The sequence below is a fragment of the Acinetobacter yuyunsongii genome (assembly GCF_041021915.1).
In the GTDB taxonomy this organism is placed as follows: Bacteria; Pseudomonadota; Gammaproteobacteria; order Pseudomonadales; family Moraxellaceae; genus Acinetobacter.
On sequence record NZ_CP157435.1, the window covers coordinates 384,976 to 407,334 of the forward strand.

Here is a 22,359-nt window from a genome sequence, read left to right on the forward strand (position 1 = left end):
TTAACTTAAAAATTGGGTGAGTTTGTAAGGGAAATATGAATTTTTCTTTTGGATTTTTATTTTTAAACGCTCTTGAGATGTACGCCTCCATGTCAAACGATATCACGTGAGTTTCATGGAGGTGCAGTATTTATAAAGTAGATGATGTTGTTGGGCGCAATAACCATTTCACAGAAGCATCAATTGAATGAGCCACTCAGAAAATGCATGGCTCATTCATATGAAAATAGGCACTTATTATTCTCAGAACAATAAATGTGAGGCAGTGGCTTAGTATTTAAATTTCACATTCAAACGAATCATACGAGGATCACCCCAATTCACTAATTGCGCATTTGGTGTCGTACCTGCTAGGTATTCTCGGTCAAAGAAGTTTTTAATCGTTAAGCCAGCTCCCCAATGTTTTGCCTCATAACCTGCATTAACATCAAACACTGTATAGCCTGGTAACTCAATATAGGCTGTTCCACGTTGTGCGGTACGTAAACCTTGATAGCGAATGCCTGCACCGATATTCCAGCCTAGTTTGTCAGGACTAAAATAATATTGAGTCGATAATGTTCCCGCATTTTTAGGTACATGGTTGGCTCTTTCCCCAATTTCACTTTCCGTTACACTTTGCATCACTTTCGCAGTTGGGATGTAACTATAAGTGGCAGATGCATTCCATTGATCCGTCAAAGATGCTGCCATTTCAGCTTCAAAGCCTTTGGTTTTTTGTTCACCTGTTTGGATGGAATAAGCACCACTGGCATCTGATTCAGTTACATTTTTACGTGTGAGGTCATAATAAGCAACATAACCTTGCAAGCGTTGATTTAAGGCTTGAAGTTTAATACCGATTTCTGCTTGTTTACCTTCTTCAGGATCGAGTAATTCGCCATTTGCACCTGTATCTGTCACTGGCATAAATGAAGTCGCATAGCTGATATAAGGCGCAAACATATCATTGATGCGATACATGACAGAGGCACTACCTGTAAAGGCTTGATCAGAGTTCTGTGTCGTGGTGTTTTTTAAGATGTTGTCAATTTCAACTTGAGTCCAGTCATGGCGTCCAGATAAGCCAATAATCCAGTTGTCATCAATCTTAACCGTATTGCGAAGATATAAACCTGCATATTGACTATAAGTCAGCTCTTGAGTTGGTGTACCCAGTTTTACGCTGGTAATACCATAACTTGGATTATCCGCATTGAATGAATTAATAGTATCTGTTCTGCGGTAATAATCACTACGCTCTTTCATCATATCCAAGCCAACCATGACATCATAATTGACTCGTCCAAAATTAAAGTTGCGCTGCAAATTACTATCCAACGCATAGTTGATATCTTGCTTATCTTGATTGTTAACTGCACGTTTAATGGTTGGCAATGTGGTATTGCTCGTAGCTAAAACGGCATCACCTTGAGTATCTGTTTTGGTGACAGCAAAGTTTTGTTTATAGGTCCAACCATTATCAAAATAATGTGCATAGTTTGCTCCAGCACGATAGACATCAACGTTATAGCCGTGATCTGGTTCACCAAAGAAAAGATTGTGTGAATAACTCTTATAGGTTGAACTATTGCCATGTGGAATGCCCTGTTGGCGAACATATTCACGGTGCTGATAACTGGCAATAACAGATAAATCGTCCTTTTCACCTAAATCAAAGTTATAAGACGGCGCAATGTAATAGTTTTTGAAATACACATAATCGGTTGGATCATCTTGATCAGAGACTCGACCAACGAGACGGAAAGCACCTTTCTCTGTGTTATTCGGTGCATAGTTAATATCAAAAGTGCCTTCTCTGAGATTGTAGCTACCATAGCTTAAAGTTCCCCGATAAGCGGTTTCTGCCTGTGGGCGCTTTGTGGTTAGGTTGACTAAACCACCAGGTAAAGCAAAACCGAAGCCAACAGAAGTAGGACCTTTGACGACCTCGATCGATTCTAAGCCTGAAATATCTTCTGCTCTTAGTACATTGTCTGATGTCTGTACTCGTAAACCATCAATATAGGTTTGTGAGCTTGAAATTTGTCCACGAATAATAAAATCATCCCAACCACGACGACCATATTGTCCAGAACTAACACCAGCCACGCCTTCTAAAGCTTCGGAAACGGTTTTTGCTTGTTTCTGCTCGATTTGCTGATTGGTTACCACACTAATTGATTGGGCTGTTTCAAATAAAGGGGCATTTGATCTGAGCACAGCTGTGGCAGTCTTTGCTGCATAGCTATTTTTTTCTTGTTTTTCTGCCTGAACTTTAATCTTCGGCAAGACCTGTGTTGAGGTAGAAGATGCGGTATCTTCCTGTTGTTCAGATTGTGCAAAGGTATTGGTTGCCATGACAGCAAGTATAGAAAAAGCGAGGGAGGATGTATGGAATCGCATGGTGAAATAATGATCTTGCAGAAATGCTAATTATAATCATTTTCATTTATAAAGTTAATGTTTATTACGAATAGTTTGATTTCTTTATTTTTTGGAAATGATTTTTAATATCACAAAATTTAATAAACCACTGATTTAACTAAACTCTTGTGGATCAACGTCAATCGAGAGTCTGAGCAGATGCTGACGCGGTAAATGTACCACTTGTTGCCACCATTGACGTAAATAAAAGTGCAGTTTGGCGCGATCAGTGGATAAAATCACCATATGCGCCCGATAACGACCAGCTTTACGTTCCATCGGTGCGGGAATGGGCCCCCAAATATCAACTAAATCTCCAGCCATTGTACGTAATTGTTGTGCAATATCTGCCAAGAATTGTTGGCTATAATCTCTGTCTTTAGATTCAACCCGAACCAATACTGCATAACGATAAGGTGGTAGCAGGGCAATTTTGCGATCAGCCAGCATTTGTTTGGCGACAGTACGATAATCATGTTCAATCAATGTGGTCAGCATCGGATGATCTGGACGCAAACTTTGCAAATAAACACTGCCTTTATGCTCACCACGACCAGCACGGCCAGCGACTTGCACAATCAGCTGTGCAGTTCGTTCAGGTGCACGTGGGTCAACACTGAGCAGTCCTGCATCAATATCTAAAATCGCAACAAGGGTAACATGCGGAAAATGATGGCCTTTGGCCAGCATTTGAGTGCCCAACAAAATGCTCGGTTTATTTTGCTGAATGCGATCATAGATTTTTTGCCAGCTACCGACTCGACTGGTGCTGTCACGATCGACCCGAATCACTTCATGATGTGGAAAAAGCTCCTGTACATGTTCTTCAAGTTTTGCTGTTCCTGCCCCAATCGTTTTTAAGCTTTGTTTCTGACAGGTAGGACAATGATCAGGCAGGCGATTGATGGTGCCGCAATGATGACAATGCAAATAATGGTAGGGTTGTGAATGCAAAGTAAAATGCGCATCGCAATGTGGGCAGTTGGCTTGCCAACCACAGCTTTCACACATCAGGATCGGCGCATAACCACGTCGATTTAAAAAGATCAGCACTTGTTCTTTACGTTCTAAAGTATGTTTGATCTGTTCGATCAGGGTTTGGCTGAGTCCGTGCTTCTTTTTTGCGATTTTTAAATCCACCACATACATTTTCGGCAGTACAGCGATGCCCGCACGCTGATTCAACTCAAGCAAATGTAACTTGCCCGATTCTACCAAGTGATAACTGTCGATACTTGGGGTGGCTGAACCGAGAATGACAGGGCAGTTTTGCAAATGGCCACGATACAACGCGACATCACGGGTATGATAGCGGAAACCTTCTTGCTGCTTAAACGAGAGATCATGTTCCTCATCTAGAATGATTAAGCCCAAATGCGGTATTGGGGTATAGATTGCTGAACGTGTGCCAATAATAATGGAAGCTTTGCCCGTTTGTGCATGTTGCCATGCCTGTAAACGTTTTGAGTCATTTAAGCCTGAGTGCAGCAAGGCCACATCACAGTGAAAGCGAGACTTAAAACGAGCGACCGTTTGCGGGGTTAGGCCAATTTCAGGCACCAGTACCAATACTTGTTTGCCTTGTTTTAACACCTCATGCATGACTTGCAAATAAACTTCAGTTTTGCCACTGCCAGTCAAACCATCGAGTAAAAATGCCTGATAGTGATGTTGTGCTTTGAGGATCTGTTGAATGGCTTTCTTTTGATCTTCGTTCGGTGTTAAAGGCACTTGAGCCAATTGCACAGGTGTAGGGGTGAAATCATGCGGTTCTAGGCAGCATTCAACCAAGCCCTTTTTTTCTAATGCCTTTAAAGTTGAGGTTTCTACACCACTCAGGTTAAGTATATTCTCGGTGGCTCCATGTGGATGAAGCTTCAAAACCTGATGGGCATCATATTGTTTTTGAGAGCGTTTTAATAAGGCATTGGGGTCATTGTGAGGGATGATTTTCCATAAATGAAACAGAATGTCTAAGGCGCGACCTTGTCTTAACAAAGTAGGCAGGGCACTTTGCATCACCTCACCAATCGGAAATTGGTAATATTGGGCTGACCATGTCAACAAAGTTAAAACTTGTTGGTCTAAAATCGATTCCTGATCGAGTAATTCTGTGATTGCCTTAAGTTTGAATTGCCCTATAAATACTTCGTTTGGATCAACTTTCTCCGTAATGATTCCCACGAGATTTTGCCGACCAAAAGAAATCGCGACACGTGCACCGATTTGAGCTTGTGCGTATTGTTCAGCGCTGACCGTGTAGTCAAACGTGTCGTAAACATAAACGGGTATTGCAACTCGAATACGGTACAGAATCGCGTTAGAATTTTCGGTAGGCATATAGGCTTCATTCATGGGTAAAATGGCATGACTGCATGTCATGGAATTATGCTAAAGTGCGAAGTGTTATGTCGATGAATTTCTTGTGAAACTCTCAGGTTTCATTTCAAACACGGATGCAACTGTAACAACAACTATTTTGGGACAATTAGAACAGAACCATGCCTGCTTATCAATTTACTGCGCTTGATGCCTCTGGAAAGCAACATAAAGGTGTGCTGGAAGGGGATTCTGCACGCCAAATTCGTCAACAGTTACGCGATAAAGCATGGACACCCATTGCGGTCGATGCCGTTGAGCAAAAAGACAAACAGCAACAACGCTCATGGTTTAAAAAAAGCTTTAGCGCCTATGATCTTGCCCTGATGACGCGCCAACTTTCAGTTTTGGTTGCTGCGGGGATTCCATTGGAAGAAGCATTACGTGCGGTCAGTAAACAAAGTGAAAAGACTCATGTACAAAACTTATTGATCGCTGTGCGTTCCAAGGTTTTGGAAGGGCATTCATTAGCACAAAGTATGCAACAAGCAGGTCGTTTCCCTGAGCTTTATATTGCAACGGTTGCTGCGGGTGAGCGTTCAGGCCATCTTGATCTGATTCTAGATCAGCTTTCGGATTACACCGAAAATCGTTTTGCTATGCAAAAGAAAATTCAGGGCGCGATGATTTATCCGATTGTACTGATGTTGATGTCTTTCGGAATTGTGATGGGTCTAATGACCTATGTCGTGCCTGAAATCGTCAAGACTTTTGAGCAAAGTAAAGAAGCCTTGCCATGGATTACGGTTGCCTTGATGAAAGCCAGTGCTTTTATTCGGCATACTTGGATTGCTATGCTGATCCTTGCTGTGATTGCAATCATTCTGTTTACACGGTTTCTAAGAACCACCGCAGGGCATTATGCCTTTGACCGTTTAACACTCAAGTTGCCTCTGTTTGGTAAACTCTCGCGTGGTATCAATGCAGCACGTTTTGCCAGTACGCTGTCGATTCTGACCCGTTCTGGCGTACCTTTGGTTGAAGCCTTGCGAATTGGTGCGGAAGTCAGTAATAACTGGGTGATTCGCGATGCGATTGAAGTGGCGATGGAACGTGTAACAGAAGGTGGTAATTTAGCAACACAATTGGAGCGTTGCGGTTATTTTCCACCCATGATGGTACAAATGATTCGAAGTGGTGAAGCGTCAGGTGAACTGGACCGCATGTTGGATCGTGCATCCACGATGCAGGATCGCGAGGTGACGACCTTTATTTCTACATTACTGGCCTTGCTTGAACCCTTGATGCTGATTTTTATGGCGGCAATTGTATTGGTGATTGTGATTGCAGTAATGTTGCCAATTATTAATATGAATAATATGATCTAGGAAATTTGATGTTTGAGATGAAAATGAATAATTCAGTGAGTGAACAGCATTCTAAGCATAATCTTAATTCTGCCACTCGAAGCACGGCTTCTCGCCTTGTGGCAGGGTCGAGCGTTGCTCGACTTAATCCTTCCTCAGGATTCACCCTGATCGAAGTGATGGTGGTGATTGTAATTTTAGGTGTATTGGCTGCGCTGATTGTACCTAATGTGATGGGACGTGGTGAAAAAGCCAAAGTAGATACCACCAGTATTACCTTAAAAGGTATTGCTGGTGCTTTGGATCAATATAAGCTCGATAATGGTCGTTATCCATCGATGCAAGATGGTGGTTTAGATGCTTTGGTCAACAAACCTGCGGCCGCTAAAAACTGGTTGCCAGGTGGTTATGTTAAAGGTGGTTATCCAAAAGACAGTTGGGAAAATGATGTTCAATATGTGATTCCTGGCCGTGAAGGTCGCGCGTTTGATTTATATTCGTTTGGTGCGGATGGTAAAGAAGGCGGCGAGGGTAATGATGCCGATATTTATTATCAGCCATAATGCTTGAATAAAATATCACTTCATTTTTTTGATTAAATAAATCAAGAGTGAAGTGATAATGTTTATTGATTAATAATTTTTATATAAGTTTTTGAAAAATATGTAAAAATAAAATATTAACTATGTGAGATTTATAATAAGAATTATTCCCATGCTTAATCGTTACAAGAAACAATGAATTATGTAGGTAAATAGACTTTTCCTTTAAATCAAAGCTTTGCATAATAAATTCAGACCATTTAAATCAGGCATGGAGTGAGCAAATGAAAGCATTTTTTATGTTGGATGAACTGAATCAGTTTCATTGGGCAATGCTTAAATCTGTCTTACTGATTTTAATGTTATTGCCGATTACAGAAGGGGCTTTAAGTTTATGGCATGCTACAGAAGGTAGCAGCCAGATCATGATTGGTTTTTTTGCATTAAGCATGTTGAGTGCATGGTTTGTACTGTGTTTTCTAAGTGCCTTAAAAACAACCGTATGGGATAATCAGGAGATGATTTCCAGATATGAGCAATTGTTGTTTAAGGCTTACCGTTATATTCCGATGTTGTTTTTATCGAGTCTGGTTGCATATTTATCCGTGCAATTGCCATTGGCCTTGTAACTCAAAGATCAATCCCGTTATAAAAAAAGAGCGTTGATTCAAACGCTCTTTTCATCTTACCGCCGTGACTTAAAGGAAACATCGACTTTACGTGGGCGATAAATCCATCCCATCACTAACAATAATAGTGAGAAAATCAAGATTGGATAATCACTCAAACGATTATATAACGTTTGCCCTTGCATTGCAGGTAAATCACCACGTAATACGAACTCTTCATCCAGAGGTGCTTGTTTCACGATATGGCCATTGTGGTCAATAAACGCAGTCACGCCTGTATTGGTAGCACGAATAAACCAGCGACCATTTTCTTTGGCGCGCATTTGTACCATTTGTAAATGTTGCCAAGGACCTGCTGTACCTGTAAACCAAGCATCATTTGAAACAGTAATTAAAAAGTCACTATTCATCGCATTACGACGGGTCAGATTAGGATAAGCTACTTCATAACAAATGGCAGCAGCAAGCGCATGTCCTTTGATGGTTAGGGGCTTTTGGTTGGCTTCTCCACGTGAAAAACCACTCATACTGATATCATTTTGCATCGCAGGTAAAACCCATTTCAGCATTCCTGAAAGAGGAATATATTCGCCAAATGGAACAAGACGTTGTTTTTTATACAAGCCATGCGAGTCACTGCCTGACGCCATAATACTATTGTAATATAAGGGTTCGCCCACTTGTTGAGACTTTGGTAGATCCCAGTAAGGGATTCCAGTCACCCAAGCGCTATCTGCCTTTTTTGCTTGAATATCCATTGCTTTTAAAAAGTCTGGAATATCCGTTTGAAATAAGGGAATTGATGATTCAGGCCAAACGATAAGATCACGACCCCATTCCGCACGGGTTAAAGTGGCATAAATTTCTAAGGTTTTAATTTGATACTCAGTCAGCCATTTCAGGTCTTGAGGAATATTGCCCTGAATCAGAGACACACTCAGTGGCTTGGCAGCTTTTGGCTGAACAAACTGGATGAATCCAGCACCCCATGCACCCGCTATCAGTAGTGCAGAAGGAATAGCCCAGAACCAACGACGATTTAAAATTTCGACCAAAGCACATGCCAACACAATGACCACAAATGAAACTGCATAAATGCCAAATAAAGGCGCATAGCCATCCAGTAGCCGTTCAGTAAATGCATATCCAGCAAACAACCACGGAAAACCTGTGAATACCCAAGTTTTTGCCCACTCAAATAGTACCCAGAGTGGTGCAAAGGTGAGTGGTGTTTCTGGAAAAAAGCTACGGTACAGCCATGTTTGAAAAGCTGTAAATAAACCCATGGCTGCTGCCATAAAGGCAATCATCAAAATGCTTAAAAATGCATTGGTATCACCATAAGTATGGATAGAGGTGAAGAGCCAGAACGCGCCGACAAACCATAAACCAAAACCATAGGCCCAACCTAGCGCAAAAGCTTGGAGTGGGTTACGCTGTCGTAACACCGCATAAAGCAATGCTGGTGATAGAATCGCTAGCCACCAAAAATAATAAGGTGCTAAAGCTAAACTAAAGATTGCACCTGAAATGAGTGCAATCAAAAGAGGGAAAATAAAGGGTAACTGTTTTTGCGGTTGAGAAGTTTTTAACAGCTTTTCAAAATAGGCTCTCATTGACGTACAGCTCGAATCAGATGAATAGTGCGTGCATCTGCTTCAATAATGGTAAATTGCCAATCTCCAAGCTCAATGGTTTGACCTTGTAAATCGCTCACTAAACCAATCTCTTGCAGCAGCAAACCGCCCATAGTTTCAACTTCATCATCAGAAAAATCAGCATCTAAAATAGTGTTGAAATGTTCAATTGGTGTAAGTGCCTGCACAATCCATGTATTGGCTGTAGTGGGATCATTGTCAGGTACGATATATAGTGCTTCTTCATCGGCAATATCGTGTTCGTCTTCAATTTCACCGACGATCTCTTCGAGAATGTCTTCAAGGGTGACTAGGCCAGAAGTTGAACCATATTCATCGATGACAATCGCAATATGTGTTTGGGTGTTTTTAAGCATACGTAACACTTGGTCTGAACGTGCACTTTCAGGTACAAACAAAGGTTGGCGCATCAGAGCGCGAATATCGACTTTGACATTGCGCTCAGTTAAGAAAGGCAATAGGTCTTTGGCCAAAAGGATACCCACTACATTGTCACTTTGATCTGCTGAAAACACAGGGAAGCGTGAATGCGCTGAATCAATCAGCACATGCAGAATATCAAGTAACTGGTCATCTTCCTGTAAGCTGATAATTGCTGTACGTGGCGTCATGACTTCCCGAATTTTTGTTGCTGGTAGATCGAGAACACCCTCAAGCATAGCAACAGTATCTGGTTCTAAAAAACGACGTGAGTCTTGAACTAACCTGAGTAATTCATCGCGGGTTTCAGGTGCAGTACCTAACCATTTTCTTAAGCCACGCATACCCCACGACTGACTGGATTCCTCGACCATGATCTTTCCTAAAGACTCTCTATATCAATTAGATGATTTTCATCATACCGAAGAAAAAACGGATATGCATCAATAAAACGATGCGAAAAATGTACAGTTTTTCAAAAAGCTGTTGATGATTTTTATCGACTTACTTTATGTTAAAATGTGAATCTTAAAATATATGAGTATGATGATGTCTGAACAACCTCAACTTCCTACGGTTCAACTGAATACCAGAGGCTTGCGTTGCCCTGAGCCAGTCATGATGTTGCATCAAGCGATTCGTAAAGCAAAATCAGGTGATATTGTTGAGGTACTTGCCACAGACCCTTCTACCTCATGGGATATTCCAAAATTTTGTATGCATCTTGGGCATGAGTTACTGCTTAAAGAAGAAAGCCTTGGTGCAAATAGTCATACCGAATATCGTTACTTAGTGCAAAAAGGCTAAGTTTTGGTTTCTACATATATTTCAGGTTTATTGTTAGGTTTCTCTTTAATTCTAGCGATTGGCGCACAAAATGCTTTTGTATTGAAACAGGGATTGTTAAAGCAACATGTGTTTTGGGTTTGCCTTGTTTGTGCATTATCTGATGCAGTTTTGATTTGCTTTGGTGTCTTCGGTTTTGCATCGATTTTGAGTCAGCAGATAGGGCTGATTCAAGTCATGAAATATTTTGGTGCTGCCTTCCTATTTATTTACGGCTTACGTAGTTTTTATAACGCCTATAAAGCCAATAGTGGTCTCGTTGCCTCAGCACAACCAACTACAACTTTGGCGCAAACTTTGATGTTATGTTTGAGTTTTTCTTGGTTAAATCCACATGTCTATTTGGATACGGTGGTGTTGCTCGGCTCAATTTCAGCACAATATACTGATAAAGTGGCGTTTGCAGCAGGAGCGGTTTCTGCGTCTTTCTTGTTCTTTTTTAGTCTAGGTTTTGGTGCTCGTCTACTACGTCCAGTTTTTGCCAATCCGAAAGCATGGAAATTGCTTGATGGGATCATTGGTGTGGTGATGTGGATGATTGCACTTTCATTGTTACGCTAAACCTAAGAAATAAAAAAACCAAGCCGAAACTTGGTTTTTATCAAAAATTTACATATTTGGATAGTTAGGACCACCGCCACCCTCAGGGGTTACCCAAGTAATGTTTTGTGATGGATCTTTGATGTCACAAGTCTTACAGTGTACGCAGTTTGCTGCGTTGATCTGGAAACGCTTAGAACCATCATCATTTTCCATGATTTCATAAACACCAGCAGGGCAGTAGCGTTGAGCAGGCTCATCCCATTTCGGTAAGTTTACATTCACTGGAATTGATGGATCAGTTAGCTTTAAGTGAGCAGGTTGGTTCTCTTCATGCACTGTATTTGATACGAATACTGAAGATAAACGGTCAAAGGTCAACTTACCATCTGGTTTTGGATAGTTTGGTTTGAACGTCGATGCATCTACAGTTTTAAGTGCAGCAAAGTCTTGTTTTAAGTCATGTAACGTAAATGGCACTTTAAGGATGTTTTGATCAATAAAGTTAAATGCGCCACCAATCCAAGTACCAAACTTGTGCATCGCTGGACCAAAGTTACGTGCTTGATATAACTCTTCTTTTAACCAAGAGTTATTATACTTATCTGTATAAGTCGTTAACTCTTTAGCAAAATGATCGTCGCCTTCAAGAACGCGAGCAATTGCAAGATCACCACCTTTTGCGACGCCCGCTGCGATTGCTTCAAACACAGCCTCGCCACACAACATACCTGACTTCATTGCAGTGTGAGAGCCTTTGATTTTTGAAAAGTTCAAGAAACCAGCATCATCACCGATCAAGCAACCGCCTGGGAAAGTCAGTTTAGGTAAAGAGTTAAAGCCACCTTTTACAACTGCACGTGCGCCGTAAGAAATGCGTTTACCACCTTCAAGGAATTGCTTAATGGTTGGGTGAGTTTTCCAACGTTGCATTTCCATAAATGGATACATATTTGGATTTTCATAAGATAAATCCACAATCATACCCAAAGTTACTTGGTTGTTCTCAGCGTGGTATAGCCACCAACCACCCGCAGAACCTGTTTCAGATAATGGCCAACCTGCACCATGCATCACTAGACCAGGCTTATGCTTAGCTGGGTCAATTTCCCAAAGTTCTTTAATACCAATACCGTAATGTTGCGGATCAGCATCTTTATCTAGGTTATATTTAGCAATTAGGCGCTTACCGAGGTGACCACGGCAACCTTCAGCAAATAGCGTATATTTTGCATGGAGTTCATAACCAGGCGTGAAGTTATGTGTTGGCTCACCATTTTTGCCAATCCCCATATCACCTGTTTGAATCCCTTTCACAGTACCATCTTCATGGTAAAGCACTTCAGAGGCAGCAAAACCAGGGAAAATAGAAACTTCAAGCTCTTCAGCTTTTTGACCTAACCAACGCACAACATTACCGAGGGAAATAACATAGTTTCCTTCGTTGTGCATTGATTTTGGTACCATCCAATACGGCATTTTTTGTGCTTTGGTATCAGACAATAAGAAATAGGTTTCGTCGCCCGTTACAGGTACATTGAGTGGCGCACCTTCTTCTTTCCAGTTCGGGAACAATTCATTCATGGCACGTGGTTCAAGTACAGCACCAGAAAGGATATGCGCACCTACTTCAGAGCCTTTTTCAACAACACACACTGAAAGATCAGGTAGGTTGTTTTCAATCGCTAATTGACGAATTTTAATCGCAGCAGATAAACCCGCAGGCCCTGCGCCTACGATCACTACGTCAAACTCCATCGCTTCACGTTCGATGTGTTCCATGTAGGACTCCTCATATTTTTAAGGGTGGCAACCGTAATATTGCGATTCGGTGCTGCCATGAGTGTTCTGAATTGCCAAACACAAATGCTACTATTGTGCTTGCAAACGTTTGGGATAGTATAGTTTTAAACCTTGGGCTCGCCAATTGGCTGAGCGGTCATATTTTCTCGTCAGCAAGGCATAAACTATGATAAATGAAAATGATTCTCCACAAAACCCTTTAGAAAATCAGGGAAAAATCATGTTTTCTGATGATAAAAACTTAATGAACATTTCACAATACTTAAAAGATGTACAGCAAAGTCACAAAAGGTCAATTCCACCTTTAGACCAATGGCATCCAAAGCATTGTGGCAAAATGGATTTGAAAGTAAAAGCCAATGGTGAATGGTGGCACGAAGGTCAATTGATCAAGCGGCAGGCGCTATTGGATTTGTTTACTAAAGTACTTTGGAAAGAAGAGGGTAAATTTTATCTTAAAACACCTGTAGAGCAGATTGAAATTGAGGTAGAAGATGAGCCTTTATTAATCAATCATGTGTATCAAATTGAAATCGATGGAAAATCTTATTTGCAAGTCTCTACAACCAATCAGGACGTCGTGATTGTGGATGAAACACACCCTATTTTTATGCGTGAATATGCAGGTGAATTACGTCCCTATGTACATATACGTTTTGGTATCAATGCTTTAATCCAGAGACAAAGTTTTTATCATCTCGTGAACTATGGTTCTTTGTCTGAAAATGCTCAAGGTGAGGCTGTTTTAACGTTAAAAAGTGGTGATTTGATCTTGCATTTGAGCACCTGAGGTTTAAGCTTAAAAGATTAGATAAATTAGTGCTCACGTGTGTATGACAGTTGTTCAACCTATGCCTCTCTTATTGGATCCTATGCCACACGCATCTGCTGATGCGCCAATTGGGGTTTTTGATTCGGGTATTGGTGGATTATCGATTGCACAAGAAATTGCACAACATTTACCGAATGAACGCATTCTTTATTATGCAGATACAGCGCATGTTCCCTATGGTGCGCGTTCAGATCAAGAGATTCGCAAGCTTACTGCTCAAGCAATTGAGTGGTTGTATCGACAAGGTTGCAAAATTGCAGTTGTCGCTTGTAACACTGCTTCAGCTTTTAGTTTGGATTATTTGAGAGATTATTATGGTGAGCGTTTTCCAATCGTAGGTTTAGTTCCTGCGTTGAAGCCTGCTGTGATCCAAACCCAATCTAAAGTTGTAGCAGTGTTAGCAACACCAGCAACTTTTCGTGGTCAATTGATTAAAGATGTCATGCTCAAATTTGCTGAACCTGCTGGGGTGAAAGTTCTCGCTGTAACCAGTTTGAAACTGGTACCTTTTGTAGAGTCAGGTCAACAAATGAGTCAAGGTTGTTTGAATGTATTGCAAGAAATTTTACAGCCTGTTGTTGCTCAAGGTGCTGACTTTTTAGTGTTAGGTTGTACCCATTATCCCTTCCTAAAAGATGCGATTCGTCAGGTTTTTGGTGAAAAGTTAAAGTTAATTGACTCTGGGCAAGCGGTTGCACGACAAACAGCATATATTTTAATAAAAAATAGGTTATTATGTGACAAAATAAGTCATAATATTACACGTATTGAATGTTATGTCAGTGGTAATAATGCGATTGAGTTATCATTAGTGCTCAAACATCTAGTACCAGAACAAATAACATGGACGATTCGCAATTTGGATGAAATTACTGCTTAAGTGCGTAAAATCTAATCATATTTGTGGTTTGGTCTAGGTTATCTATTAATAAAATTTAAGCAAAATAGCTTAAAATTATTGATCAGTGAATTGAGGCTTAGCCTATGCAAGATACCCGTTATCAAGTGTTTATTTCTACGTCTGGCAATGAAATGCAACCAGAGCGAGCAGTCTTGACTCAAACTTTGGTTGGGATGGGTTTCTTTTCGTGGGGCTTAGAACAGCGCACACCATTAAGTACCTCTATTGCTCGTCGTCAAATAGATGACTGTGATTACGTCGTAATCTTATTAGGTAGCCAGTATGGCGAACAATCCGTTTCAGGTGTCGGTTACATGCATCTGGAATATATTTACGCCATGACGAAGCAGAAACCTGTGATTGTATTCATGCATGAAGATCCTGAATCACGTGATGCTGTATTACATGATCATAAATTAGAATTGAGAGAAAAATTCAAAGAGTTTAGAAAACAGCTTCAACATGAAGTTGATCAAGTTTTTACTTATCGGACTTTGCGTGATTTAGAACTTGCGGTACGTTCGAATATGCCACAAATGTTAGAGCGTTATCCTGTGGTCGGTTGGGTGCGTCCGCAAAATACGCAAGTTTTACAAGATGAAATTGACAGTTTGCGTGCAAAAGTAAAACAACTTGAAACTGAAGTTGGAAGTCGAGAAGTCGATCCGATTGCAACTGTTCCAAAGGTATCAATGCATGAGATTTATTCATTTGAATATCGTATGCATGCTTATCAAGATGGTAATTTCAAAGAAGTTAAACCATTCCGTAAAATGACATGGGCACAATTACTGAATGTGCTTGGTTCATCATTTGTGATTCCAACACCTGAAGAATATTTTTCCAAGCGTATGAATGAATATCTAAATGAAACGGGTCTGGATGATGCGCGCAAGGAAATGCCACGCGCGCATGCTGTTTCTCGCGCGCAAATCAATATTCGTGCACTGCATGAAATTAAAACACAAATGCGTCAAAATGAATGGATTATGCCAACTGGCCGTGATGATCGCCAACGGATGTTATGGCAATTGACCTCAAAAGGGCAGAAGTTATTAGAAAGTAACATTCTGGATAGTAATCGGGTTTTTCAATTTAAGACCATGCATTAATTCAATTTAAAAAATAATCATAAAACTGCTAAAGTAATTGAAGAAATTTAGCTATAGCGGAAGCGATCTATGTCAGCTACACCAAAACCAAAAGTGACTGTGGTTTTAGCAAATTTAGGTACGCCAGACGAGGCCACTGTGCCAGCAGTACGTCGATTTTTAAAACAATTTTTATCCGATACACGTGTAATTGAAATCCCGAAACCGATTTGGTGGATTATTTTACATTTATTTGTATTGACATTCCGTCCTAAAAGAGTGGCTGAAGCTTATGCTTCTGTATGGTCAAAAGATTCACCAATGCGAGAAATTGTGCTTGAGCAAACTGAATTGGTGAAGCAACGCTTACAATCGGAAAATCAGCCTTTTGATTTGACGGTTGTTCCAGCTATGACCTATGGGCAACCCAGCATATATGGTGTTTTTGAGCAGCTTGAAAAAAATCCACAAGAGCACGTTATCCTTTTACCTTTATTCCCTCAGTATTCCGCAACATCAACAGCACCCCTTTATGATGCTTTTGCAAAATGGATTCCTAAACAACGCCATTTACCCGGTCTGACGTTAATCAAAGATTATTATCAACATCCCATGTTTATTCAGGCATTGGCGGATAGTGTTGTCGCTTATCAAGCCCAATATGGTAAACCTGAAAAATTATTGATGTCTTTTCATGGTATCCCGCAGCCGTATGCGGATAAAGGTGATCCTTATGCTGATCGTTGTCGTATGACAGCGAAACTCGTCGCTGAAGCATTGCACCTAAATGAGCATGAATGGGCTATTAGTTTCCAATCTCGCTTTGGTAAGCAGGAATGGGTTAAGCCATATACGGATGTGATTTTACAGCAATGGGGTGAGCAAAAAGTTAAATCAGTGCAAGTATTGAGTCCTGCATTTTCGGCGGATTGTTTAGAAACATTGGAAGAGTTGGCCATCCAGAATAAAGAACTGTTTCAACATGCGGGTGGTGGGGAATATGCTTATATTCCTGCTTTGAACAGCGATCAAGCGCATATTGATTTGCTTGCTAGTCTAGTTCAGGCTAATCTTGATGCCCTTACTCATACCTTAGCCCATCGTTAAATTGACGTTTTATTTCGCCAGAGGTTTTTATGCTGCAAGTCAAAATTGTACCCGTTACTGCATTTGCCCAAAATTGTTCTATTCTTTGGGATAGTGAAAGTAAAGAGGCTGTTTTGATTGACGCAGGTGGTGATGCTGCTGTACTCAAACAACAAGTAGAAGCACTCGGTTTAAATGTTAAAGCACTTTGGTTAACGCATGGGCATCTTGATCATGCAGGTGCGGTGGGTGAACTTGCTGAGACATGGAATATTCCAGTGATTGGGCCGCATAAAGAAGATCAGTTTTGGCTTGATATGATCCAAGAAGTCTCAGCACGCTATGGTTTCCCGATCCCACAACCTGTCAAAGTTGATCAGTGGTTAGAGGGGGGCGAAACGTTGAAACTGGGTGAGGATGAATTTGAAGTCCGTTTTGCGCCTGGTCATACGCCTGGTCATGTGATGTTCTATAATGCCAAACATGGTTTGCTATGGACCGGTGATGTATTGTTCAAAGGTTCGATTGGGCGTACTGATTTTCCAAAAGGTAATCATCAGCAATTACTTGATTCAATTCAGCGTGAATGCTTTAGCTTGCCTGATGAAACTCAGTTTATCTCAGGTCATGGACCGATGAGTACCATCGGCTATGAAAAGCAGTTCAATCCTTTTGTGGCAAGTAAAGCAGGTTAGTCCTCGTAATCATCTTCTTGGCGTTGCAAGCCTGATTGAGGGGCATCTTGAGTAGGTAATTTGTATTCATCGCTCGCCCAAGCCCCAAGATCGATTAGTTTGCAACGCTCTGAGCAAAACGGACGAAATTCATTACCTTCCCAAGTGCTGGCTTCACCACAACGAGGGCAGGGAAATGTACGTGGCATAGAAAATTCCTAAAACATAAAACAAATAGATTAGGCAAAAGTAAAGTGAGTTGTTAGACTTATGCCGATTTCTAGATAGTTTGATGAGATTATGTCGATTCGTCAATTTCAAGCACAACGTATGCAAGCCCCTCGTGATTTTATTGCCATTCCTAGTACACCGATTTGTGTCGAAATTGGTGCTGGAAAAGGCAAACATGCCTTGTTGTTTACGGGGCAAAATCCACACACCACGTTGTATGCGATTGAACGAACCAAAGAAAAATTTCTGGCTATGCAAAAACAGCATCAACTAGAACCGCGTGAATATCTCAATCCGATTCATGCCGATGCTTTACCTTGGATTGTGCATGCCCTATATCCTGCACAGGTCGAACAATTTTTTATTCTCTATCCAAATCCAGAGCCGCATAATCCTGCACAACGTTGGCTGAATATGCCATTCTTTGAGTTCTTACTTTCTCGTCTTCAGCCCAATGGCTCGATTACGCTCGCAAGCAATATTCCTGAATATATTGATGAAGCTGAACAGCAGTTGATTGAGCTATGGAAACTGCCATATGAAAAGCAGAAAATTGCAGTAGATTCTGCACGTACTCATTTTGAAATTAAGTACTTAGAACGTGGTGAATTGTGCCAACAATTGATCATTCGAAAACCAGAAGGCTATACAACCCGTTTTGATGATTTTGCACCATTGCAAGGGCAGAATATTCAAGAGAACCTTGATGTCTAAACGCATTGCGATTATTGGTGCAGGTCCAGCGGGCTTGATGGCTGCTGAAGTGTTGAGTCAATACAACTATCAAATTGATGTGTTTGAACAAAAACCTTCTGCAGCGCGCAAGTTTTTAATGGCGGGCAAAACAGGTTTAAATATCTCACATGCTGAGCCTGTAGACGTATTTATCCAACGCTATGATCGTACCGATTGGTTGAGCCCTTGGGTGAAACAATGGGATGCTCAGTGGATTCAAAATTGGATGCAAGGTCTTGGGATCGATTCCTATGTCGGCAGTTCAGGGCGTGTGTTTCCAGTAGAAATGAAAGCAGCACCGTTACTTCGTGCTTGGTTAAAGCGATTGATTCAGAAGGGCGTAAAATTCCATTATCGTCATCGTTGTGTGGATTTATCCAACAATCAACTCACGATAGAGAATCAGACTCAGCAATTTAGTGCAACTTATGATGCGATTATTTTGGCCTGCGGAGCAGTGTCATGGTCACAATTAGGCAGTGATGGGGCGTGGCAGCAATGGCTTTCCACCGATGAAATTGAACCATTTCAGGCTAGCAATGCTGGGGTGCTGAAACAATGGTCGCCGTTTATGCAAGATTGTTTCGGTCAGCCACTCAAACGAGTTGATGCGTGGGTTACAACTGAGCGAAAGACACATGGTGATATCATCATTACGCACTATGGTTTTGAAAGTGGTGTGGTTTATAAATTGGGACGTGATTTAAGAACACAGCTGAGCCAAAAGAAAAACCTAAAACTTCACCTAGACTTACTTCCAGACATCAGTATTGAACAATTAGAAAAGAAATTACAAGGCAATAAGAAGCAGTCTCTTACCAATCTTTGGCGTAAAGCAGGCTTGGATCAGGTCAAAATTAATCTGCTTCGGGAAATCGTTGATAAAAGCTTATGGTCAGATGCCAAGCAAATGGTGCAGCAGATCAAGCATCTCAGTATTTCTTTAGATGGCTTCCGTCCAATCGAAGAAGCGATTAGCTGTGCGGGCGGGGTCAAGCAAGATATTTTATCTCCACAATTGCAATTGAAATCTAATCCTTATGTGTTTTGCTGTGGCGAAATGCTGGACTGGGATGCACCGACAGGTGGATATTTGCTGACGGCTTGTTTTGCCACAGGGCGAGCAGCAGGGCAAGGCGTACAACATTTTTTAAGCAGATAAATACGCTGTTTTGTACTTTGTTTGATATGCGAATAGTGTTAGTTTTGAGTAGCCAATAAATATAGGATGTATGATGATATGTCTGAACAATCGCCAGTATATCAAGGGAGTTGTTTATGTCAGGGCATCCGCTACGAAATTCAGGGTGAAATTGGTGAGATAGTTCAGTGCCATTGTCAGCGTTGCCGTAAAGCGAACGGGACGGCTTACGCCACTAATGCACCGATTAGTAGTAGAGATTTTAAAATTGTACAAGGTGAGCACCTCGTTAAAAAATTTGCTGTTACAGGTGTTTATCGCTGGTTTTGTGGGGAATGTGGTTCACCACTCATTAGCTCACGTGATGCGCAGCCAGAATTGTATCGTTTAAGAATTGGTACGTTAGATACACCTTTACAGCAAAAACCCAGCATGCATATTTTCGCGGCGTCAAAAGCAGAATGGGACTGCATTACAGATGATTTACCACAATATATCGAACGCCCATAAGTAGGTAGTGCAAGCATTATGATTTTTGAAACCTCTGAGTTAGATGCAAATCAGATCTATCGTTTGTTGGTTGGGGGAATTACGCCTAGACCCATCGCATGGATCAGTACCATTTCTGCTAGTGGCGTAGCCAATATAGCCCCTTATTCATTCTTTAACGTTGCGAGTTGTCATCCTCCCATCCTTTGGTATTCACAAGTCAATCCAAGAAATGGGCAAGATAAAGATACTTTGAGAAATTTAATCGAGACGCAACAATGTGCGATTCATATTGTAAATTCACAACTGCTTGAACAGATGAATTTATCTTGTGCAGTATTGCCTCCAGAGCAAAGTGAGTTTGATTTTGCTGAGATTGAGTCTGAACCAAGCCATGCGGTCGCAGCCTTGGCAGTAAAATATGCACCAGTGCGTTATGAATGCCAATTAAGAGAGGTGATTCAGCTCAGTAGCTTAGCATCTGGAGGTACAGTCGTATTGCTGGATGTCAAATCGATTTATGTTGATGATCGGTTATGGGATGGGCAGATGATTGATCAGCAGCAACTCGATAGTGTTGGGAAAATGGGTGGCGATTTTTATAGTTTAACAACAAATTTATCTAAACTGGTTAGACCCAACATTACAATAGAAAATGATGATAAAAAAGGAGGTTAAAGACCTCCTTTATCTTATTTTGCAGTCAGTGCTTTACCTTCAAACTTCACGCCATCCCAACCATTTTGCATAAACTGACGGATATTTTGATGATCTGTTGCTTCAGGTGTCGCCAATACAGATGCATAATGTTCCGCAAATAAACTGAGCGTCTCCGCTTGATTTAAGCCTTCGATTTGCGCAAAGCTGAGTACTTTTGCGCTGCCTTGGTTTTCGGTTTCAGCATTTGATTGTGCGCCATTTTGAAAGGCTGTTGGCGTATGTTGATAACGCGCTTCAATAAATGCCAATACGTCTGCAAACTTTGCTGAACCATCTTTAAGTTGTGCCAATAAGCTTTGAGCCATTTCAAAATTCCATATTTGGTGAAGTAATGCCCGCATCATAACATTTAAATACAGCATCGTATTTGAACTGGACGTTGTAATCTTGGCAGTTTATGCTCAAAGCAAGTATCAATCTTTTGAATAAGAATGAATAGACACCGTTTAAGGTGGTCCTCACCATGGTCTACATTGCGATTTTTCGCGCCGATATTAAGCTGTCGTTTTGTCTTGCAACTCCGTCGTATGGTAATGCGCATACTTCCTTTTATGCGTTTACAAAGTCAGGTGAGCAATGTGGTTTATTTGTCTTGGTTGGTGGATGTTGAGCAAGTTCGCCAGCGTTATCCAGATCCTGTTATTTTATGGGAAAAGCAGGGCAAAACCATCTTTACTATTTTAACTTATCAGCACCAGCATTTTGGCTTTAATTTCCTTGGAAAACTACGCCAGCTAATGCCTTCACCTCGGCAGAGTAATTGGCGCTTTTATTTAGATGAATCAAAGCCCAAGACCGTAATCTTTGAACAAGTGATCGTTGATCAAGCTCTGTATGTGATCGGTGGTCGCCTCGCCAGTGATGTGATGCCTGCGCAATATGCGCCAAATTTTCAGCATCAACGAGATGGAAACACGATTCATACTCGTATTCGCGTGGATGAAGATTATTCTTTTAGCAGTGATATACACATCACCATGCAGAAACGTTTACCTGAGGCTTGGCAAAGCTTATTTTCCTCATGGGATGAGGCCGTTCAATTTTTGGTGGATCAAGATCATGCGTGGGCTGAATGGGTTGACCAACCGACTCAGATGTCGCAAGGGGATATCAATATGTCTGTGCAATTTCAACAAATTCAGGCTGCTGAGATCGATAAATTACAGACTCCTCAATTGTTGCAACAATTTGGTTTAGATGACGATGCCGCAGCTTTTACTTTTGTGGTTCCTAAACTGGATTTTTATGTGGTGGGAGAAAAAGTATTGCCAGAATCTCAATAAATTGTGGATAACTTTATGTTTATACACAGCAGTTGAGTTGTCTAAAAATTATGTTATTTTAGAGCAAAGGAGATGGCATTCCTCCTATTACAAACCGCCGTTTTGGCTAATGATGCCTACGTTACCCTGAACAGGGAGCGTAGGTTTGTGCGTGCTCTGTTCCCATTTTTGGAGTTCGCAGATGACAAATTTTCAGAAAATTAGCTATAAACTCATGCTGAATATCATTTTAGCTCCAGCGCAGTGTATGGAGTAAATCATGTACTATCCTTTACTCTCAATCGCACTTGGCTCGGTATTAGGTGCATGGTTACGTTGGTTTTTGGGTTTAAAGCTGAATCCTATTTTCCCCAATATTCCTTTAGGAACGGTCACCGTCAACTTTGTTGGTGGCTTTATTATTGGCTTTGCAATTTCCTATTTTTCTCAAAGCTCTCTCAGCCCCAATTACAAACTGTTCGTGATCACGGGCTTTTGTGGTGCATTGACCACGTTCTCAACATTTTCGGCTGAGATTATTACCTTATTACAAAGTGGTAAATTGGGTTATGCCTGTGCTGCGATTTTGATTCATGTGCTTGGATCATTGCTGTTTACCATCTTAGGTATGGGCCTGCATCAATGGCTGAGTGCCACATAGCCAAGA

General features: G+C 41.1%; 23 protein-coding genes and 1 riboswitch. Of the genes, 16 read left to right on the plus strand and 7 right to left on the minus strand.

Annotated elements, in window-relative coordinates; genetic code table 11:
* Positions 1-270 precede the first annotated feature (270 nt).
* On the minus strand, positions 271-2,385 hold the full coding sequence (locus tag ABLB98_RS01815; RefSeq protein WP_348882641.1) for a TonB-dependent siderophore receptor: 2,115 nt from the start codon (positions 2,383-2,385) through the stop codon (positions 271-273).
* 135 nt (positions 2,386-2,520) lie between these two features.
* Entirely contained in the window at positions 2,521-4,761 is a 2,241-nt protein-coding gene (locus ABLB98_RS01820; RefSeq protein ID WP_348882710.1) for a primosomal protein N', read from the minus strand.
* Between the two features lie 146 nt (positions 4,762-4,907).
* On the opposite strand from ABLB98_RS01820, the gene gspF reads away from it, so the two are divergent.
* The 3 genes from gspF to ABLB98_RS01835 all read left to right on the plus strand — a co-directional run bounded on the left by gspF (position 4,908) and on the right by ABLB98_RS01835 (position 7,263).
* Entirely contained in the window at positions 4,908-6,113 is a 1,206-nt protein-coding gene (gspF, locus tag ABLB98_RS01825) for a type II secretion system inner membrane protein GspF (protein ID WP_348882642.1), read from the plus strand.
* 8 nt (positions 6,114-6,121) lie between these two features.
* On the plus strand, positions 6,122-6,655 hold the full coding sequence (gene gspG / locus ABLB98_RS01830; RefSeq protein WP_348882643.1) for a type II secretion system major pseudopilin GspG: 534 nt from the start codon (positions 6,122-6,124) through the stop codon (positions 6,653-6,655).
* Positions 6,656-6,918: 263 nt separating this feature from the next.
* A complete protein-coding gene (locus ABLB98_RS01835) occupies positions 6,919-7,263 on the plus strand; it encodes a hypothetical protein (RefSeq protein ID WP_005162813.1) in 345 nt (114 codons plus the stop codon).
* Between the two features lie 56 nt (positions 7,264-7,319).
* Here ABLB98_RS01835 and lnt read toward each other — a convergent pair whose 3' ends face one another.
* Entirely contained in the window at positions 7,320-8,879 is a 1,560-nt protein-coding gene (lnt, locus tag ABLB98_RS01840) for an apolipoprotein N-acyltransferase (RefSeq protein ID WP_348882644.1), read from the minus strand.
* A complete protein-coding gene (locus tag ABLB98_RS01845) occupies positions 8,876-9,715 on the minus strand; it encodes a CBS domain-containing protein (protein WP_348882645.1) in 840 nt (279 codons plus the stop codon). The genes lnt and ABLB98_RS01845 overlap by 4 nt, the downstream gene beginning before the upstream one ends.
* A 175-nt stretch (positions 9,716-9,890) precedes the next feature.
* On the opposite strand from ABLB98_RS01845, the gene tusA reads away from it, so the two are divergent.
* Both tusA and ABLB98_RS01855 read left to right on the plus strand, forming a co-directional pair.
* Complete coding sequence (tusA, locus tag ABLB98_RS01850) at positions 9,891-10,148, plus strand: sulfurtransferase TusA (RefSeq protein ID WP_087536926.1); 258 nt, start codon at positions 9,891-9,893, stop codon at positions 10,146-10,148.
* A gap of 3 nt (positions 10,149-10,151) precedes the next feature.
* Positions 10,152-10,748 carry a LysE/ArgO family amino acid transporter gene (locus ABLB98_RS01855; RefSeq protein WP_178882979.1) on the plus strand — a complete coding sequence of 199 codons (597 nt, stop codon included), beginning with the start codon at positions 10,152-10,154 and terminating at the stop codon, positions 10,746-10,748.
* A gap of 48 nt (positions 10,749-10,796) precedes the next feature.
* Here the strand turns inward: ABLB98_RS01855 and ABLB98_RS01860 are convergent, their stop codons facing one another.
* Complete coding sequence (locus tag ABLB98_RS01860; RefSeq protein WP_005162789.1) at positions 10,797-12,509, minus strand: electron transfer flavoprotein-ubiquinone oxidoreductase; 1,713 nt, start codon at positions 12,507-12,509, stop codon at positions 10,797-10,799.
* Positions 12,510-12,696: 187 nt separating this feature from the next.
* On the opposite strand from ABLB98_RS01860, the gene ABLB98_RS01865 reads away from it, so the two are divergent.
* The 5 genes from ABLB98_RS01865 to ABLB98_RS01885 all read left to right on the plus strand — a co-directional run bounded on the left by ABLB98_RS01865 (position 12,697) and on the right by ABLB98_RS01885 (position 17,135).
* Positions 12,697-13,320, plus strand: a complete 624-nt coding sequence (locus tag ABLB98_RS01865; protein ID WP_348882646.1) for a DUF1285 domain-containing protein — start codon at positions 12,697-12,699, stop codon at positions 13,318-13,320.
* Positions 13,321-13,363: 43 nt separating this feature from the next.
* On the plus strand, positions 13,364-14,242 hold the full coding sequence (gene murI / locus ABLB98_RS01870) for a glutamate racemase (protein WP_348882647.1): 879 nt from the start codon (positions 13,364-13,366) through the stop codon (positions 14,240-14,242).
* Between the two features lie 104 nt (positions 14,243-14,346).
* Positions 14,347-15,375 carry a DUF4062 domain-containing protein gene (locus ABLB98_RS01875; RefSeq protein WP_087542990.1) on the plus strand — a complete coding sequence of 343 codons (1,029 nt, stop codon included), beginning with the start codon at positions 14,347-14,349 and terminating at the stop codon, positions 15,373-15,375.
* Between the two features lie 69 nt (positions 15,376-15,444).
* Positions 15,445-16,461, plus strand: a complete 1,017-nt coding sequence (gene hemH, locus ABLB98_RS01880) for a ferrochelatase (protein ID WP_005162777.1) — start codon at positions 15,445-15,447, stop codon at positions 16,459-16,461.
* Positions 16,462-16,490: 29 nt separating this feature from the next.
* Positions 16,491-17,135 (plus strand): MBL fold metallo-hydrolase, encoded by a 645-nt coding sequence (locus ABLB98_RS01885; RefSeq protein ID WP_050042095.1) that lies wholly within the window; start codon positions 16,491-16,493, stop codon positions 17,133-17,135.
* Here the strand turns inward: ABLB98_RS01885 and ABLB98_RS01890 are convergent.
* Complete coding sequence (locus ABLB98_RS01890; RefSeq protein WP_005162768.1) at positions 17,132-17,323, minus strand: DNA gyrase inhibitor YacG; 192 nt, start codon at positions 17,321-17,323, stop codon at positions 17,132-17,134. The genes ABLB98_RS01885 and ABLB98_RS01890 overlap by 4 nt on opposite strands.
* Positions 17,324-17,414: 91 nt before the next feature.
* Between ABLB98_RS01890 and ABLB98_RS01895 the strand changes: the two genes are divergently transcribed.
* The 4 genes from ABLB98_RS01895 to ABLB98_RS01910 all read left to right on the plus strand — a co-directional run bounded on the left by ABLB98_RS01895 (position 17,415) and on the right by ABLB98_RS01910 (position 20,388).
* Complete coding sequence (locus ABLB98_RS01895) at positions 17,415-18,059, plus strand: tRNA (guanine-N(7)-)-methyltransferase (RefSeq protein WP_249570164.1); 645 nt, start codon at positions 17,415-17,417, stop codon at positions 18,057-18,059.
* Positions 18,052-19,242, plus strand: a complete 1,191-nt coding sequence (locus ABLB98_RS01900) for a TIGR03862 family flavoprotein (protein WP_348882648.1) — start codon at positions 18,052-18,054, stop codon at positions 19,240-19,242. The genes ABLB98_RS01895 and ABLB98_RS01900 overlap by 8 nt, the downstream gene beginning before the upstream one ends.
* Positions 19,243-19,320: 78 nt before the next feature.
* A complete protein-coding gene (locus tag ABLB98_RS01905) occupies positions 19,321-19,731 on the plus strand; it encodes a GFA family protein (RefSeq protein ID WP_249570162.1) in 411 nt (136 codons plus the stop codon).
* Between the two features lie 18 nt (positions 19,732-19,749).
* On the plus strand, positions 19,750-20,388 hold the full coding sequence (locus ABLB98_RS01910; RefSeq protein WP_087542980.1) for a flavin reductase family protein: 639 nt from the start codon (positions 19,750-19,752) through the stop codon (positions 20,386-20,388).
* A 14-nt stretch (positions 20,389-20,402) separates the two neighbouring features.
* On the opposite strand, the gene ABLB98_RS01915 is transcribed toward ABLB98_RS01910, so the two are convergent.
* Entirely contained in the window at positions 20,403-20,735 is a 333-nt protein-coding gene (locus tag ABLB98_RS01915; RefSeq protein WP_005162753.1) for a HopJ type III effector protein, read from the minus strand.
* 126 nt (positions 20,736-20,861) lie between these two features.
* On the opposite strand from ABLB98_RS01915, the gene ABLB98_RS01920 reads away from it, so the two are divergent.
* Positions 20,862-21,713: a DUF2071 domain-containing protein gene (locus ABLB98_RS01920; protein WP_348882649.1), complete on the plus strand. Its 852-nt coding sequence runs from the start codon at positions 20,862-20,864 to the stop codon at positions 21,711-21,713.
* A 59-nt stretch (positions 21,714-21,772) separates the two neighbouring features.
* Positions 21,773-21,839, plus strand: a riboswitch (Fluoride riboswitch).
* A 133-nt stretch (positions 21,840-21,972) separates the two neighbouring features.
* A complete protein-coding gene (crcB, locus tag ABLB98_RS01925) occupies positions 21,973-22,353 on the plus strand; it encodes a fluoride efflux transporter CrcB (protein WP_348882650.1) in 381 nt (126 codons plus the stop codon).
* Positions 22,354-22,359: the final 6 nt, after the last annotated feature.

Excerpts from the sequence above, each read along its gene's own strand:
- ABLB98_RS01815 (WP_348882641.1), bottom strand. The coding sequence starts at position 2,385 with ATGCGATTCCATACATCCTCCCTCGCTTTTTCTATACTTGCTGTCATG.
- ABLB98_RS01820 (WP_348882710.1), bottom strand. The coding sequence starts at position 4,761 with ATGAATGAAGCCTATATGCCTACCGAAAATTCTAACGCGATTCTGTAC.
- gspF (WP_348882642.1), top strand. The coding sequence starts at position 4,908 with ATGCCTGCTTATCAATTTACTGCGCTTGATGCCTCTGGAAAGCAACAT.
- gspG (WP_348882643.1), top strand. The coding sequence starts at position 6,122 with ATGTTTGAGATGAAAATGAATAATTCAGTGAGTGAACAGCATTCTAAG.
- ABLB98_RS01835 (WP_005162813.1), top strand. The coding sequence starts at position 6,919 with ATGAAAGCATTTTTTATGTTGGATGAACTGAATCAGTTTCATTGGGCA.
- lnt (WP_348882644.1), bottom strand. The coding sequence starts at position 8,879 with ATGAGAGCCTATTTTGAAAAGCTGTTAAAAACTTCTCAACCGCAAAAA.
- ABLB98_RS01845 (WP_348882645.1), bottom strand. The coding sequence starts at position 9,715 with ATGGTCGAGGAATCCAGTCAGTCGTGGGGTATGCGTGGCTTAAGAAAA.
- tusA (WP_087536926.1), top strand. The coding sequence starts at position 9,891 with ATGTCTGAACAACCTCAACTTCCTACGGTTCAACTGAATACCAGAGGC.
- ABLB98_RS01860 (WP_005162789.1), bottom strand. The coding sequence starts at position 12,509 with ATGGAACACATCGAACGTGAAGCGATGGAGTTTGACGTAGTGATCGTA.
- ABLB98_RS01865 (WP_348882646.1), top strand. The coding sequence starts at position 12,697 with ATGATAAATGAAAATGATTCTCCACAAAACCCTTTAGAAAATCAGGGA.
- murI (WP_348882647.1), top strand. The coding sequence starts at position 13,364 with ATGACAGTTGTTCAACCTATGCCTCTCTTATTGGATCCTATGCCACAC.
- ABLB98_RS01875 (WP_087542990.1), top strand. The coding sequence starts at position 14,347 with ATGCAAGATACCCGTTATCAAGTGTTTATTTCTACGTCTGGCAATGAA.
- hemH (WP_005162777.1), top strand. The coding sequence starts at position 15,445 with ATGTCAGCTACACCAAAACCAAAAGTGACTGTGGTTTTAGCAAATTTA.
- ABLB98_RS01885 (WP_050042095.1), top strand. The coding sequence starts at position 16,491 with ATGCTGCAAGTCAAAATTGTACCCGTTACTGCATTTGCCCAAAATTGT.
- ABLB98_RS01890 (WP_005162768.1), bottom strand. The coding sequence starts at position 17,323 with ATGCCACGTACATTTCCCTGCCCTCGTTGTGGTGAAGCCAGCACTTGG.
- ABLB98_RS01895 (WP_249570164.1), top strand. The coding sequence starts at position 17,415 with ATGTCGATTCGTCAATTTCAAGCACAACGTATGCAAGCCCCTCGTGAT.
- ABLB98_RS01900 (WP_348882648.1), top strand. The coding sequence starts at position 18,052 with ATGTCTAAACGCATTGCGATTATTGGTGCAGGTCCAGCGGGCTTGATG.
- ABLB98_RS01905 (WP_249570162.1), top strand. The coding sequence starts at position 19,321 with ATGTCTGAACAATCGCCAGTATATCAAGGGAGTTGTTTATGTCAGGGC.
- ABLB98_RS01910 (WP_087542980.1), top strand. The coding sequence starts at position 19,750 with ATGATTTTTGAAACCTCTGAGTTAGATGCAAATCAGATCTATCGTTTG.
- ABLB98_RS01915 (WP_005162753.1), bottom strand. The coding sequence starts at position 20,735 with ATGGCTCAAAGCTTATTGGCACAACTTAAAGATGGTTCAGCAAAGTTT.
- ABLB98_RS01920 (WP_348882649.1), top strand. The coding sequence starts at position 20,862 with ATGAATAGACACCGTTTAAGGTGGTCCTCACCATGGTCTACATTGCGA.
- crcB (WP_348882650.1), top strand. The coding sequence starts at position 21,973 with ATGTACTATCCTTTACTCTCAATCGCACTTGGCTCGGTATTAGGTGCA.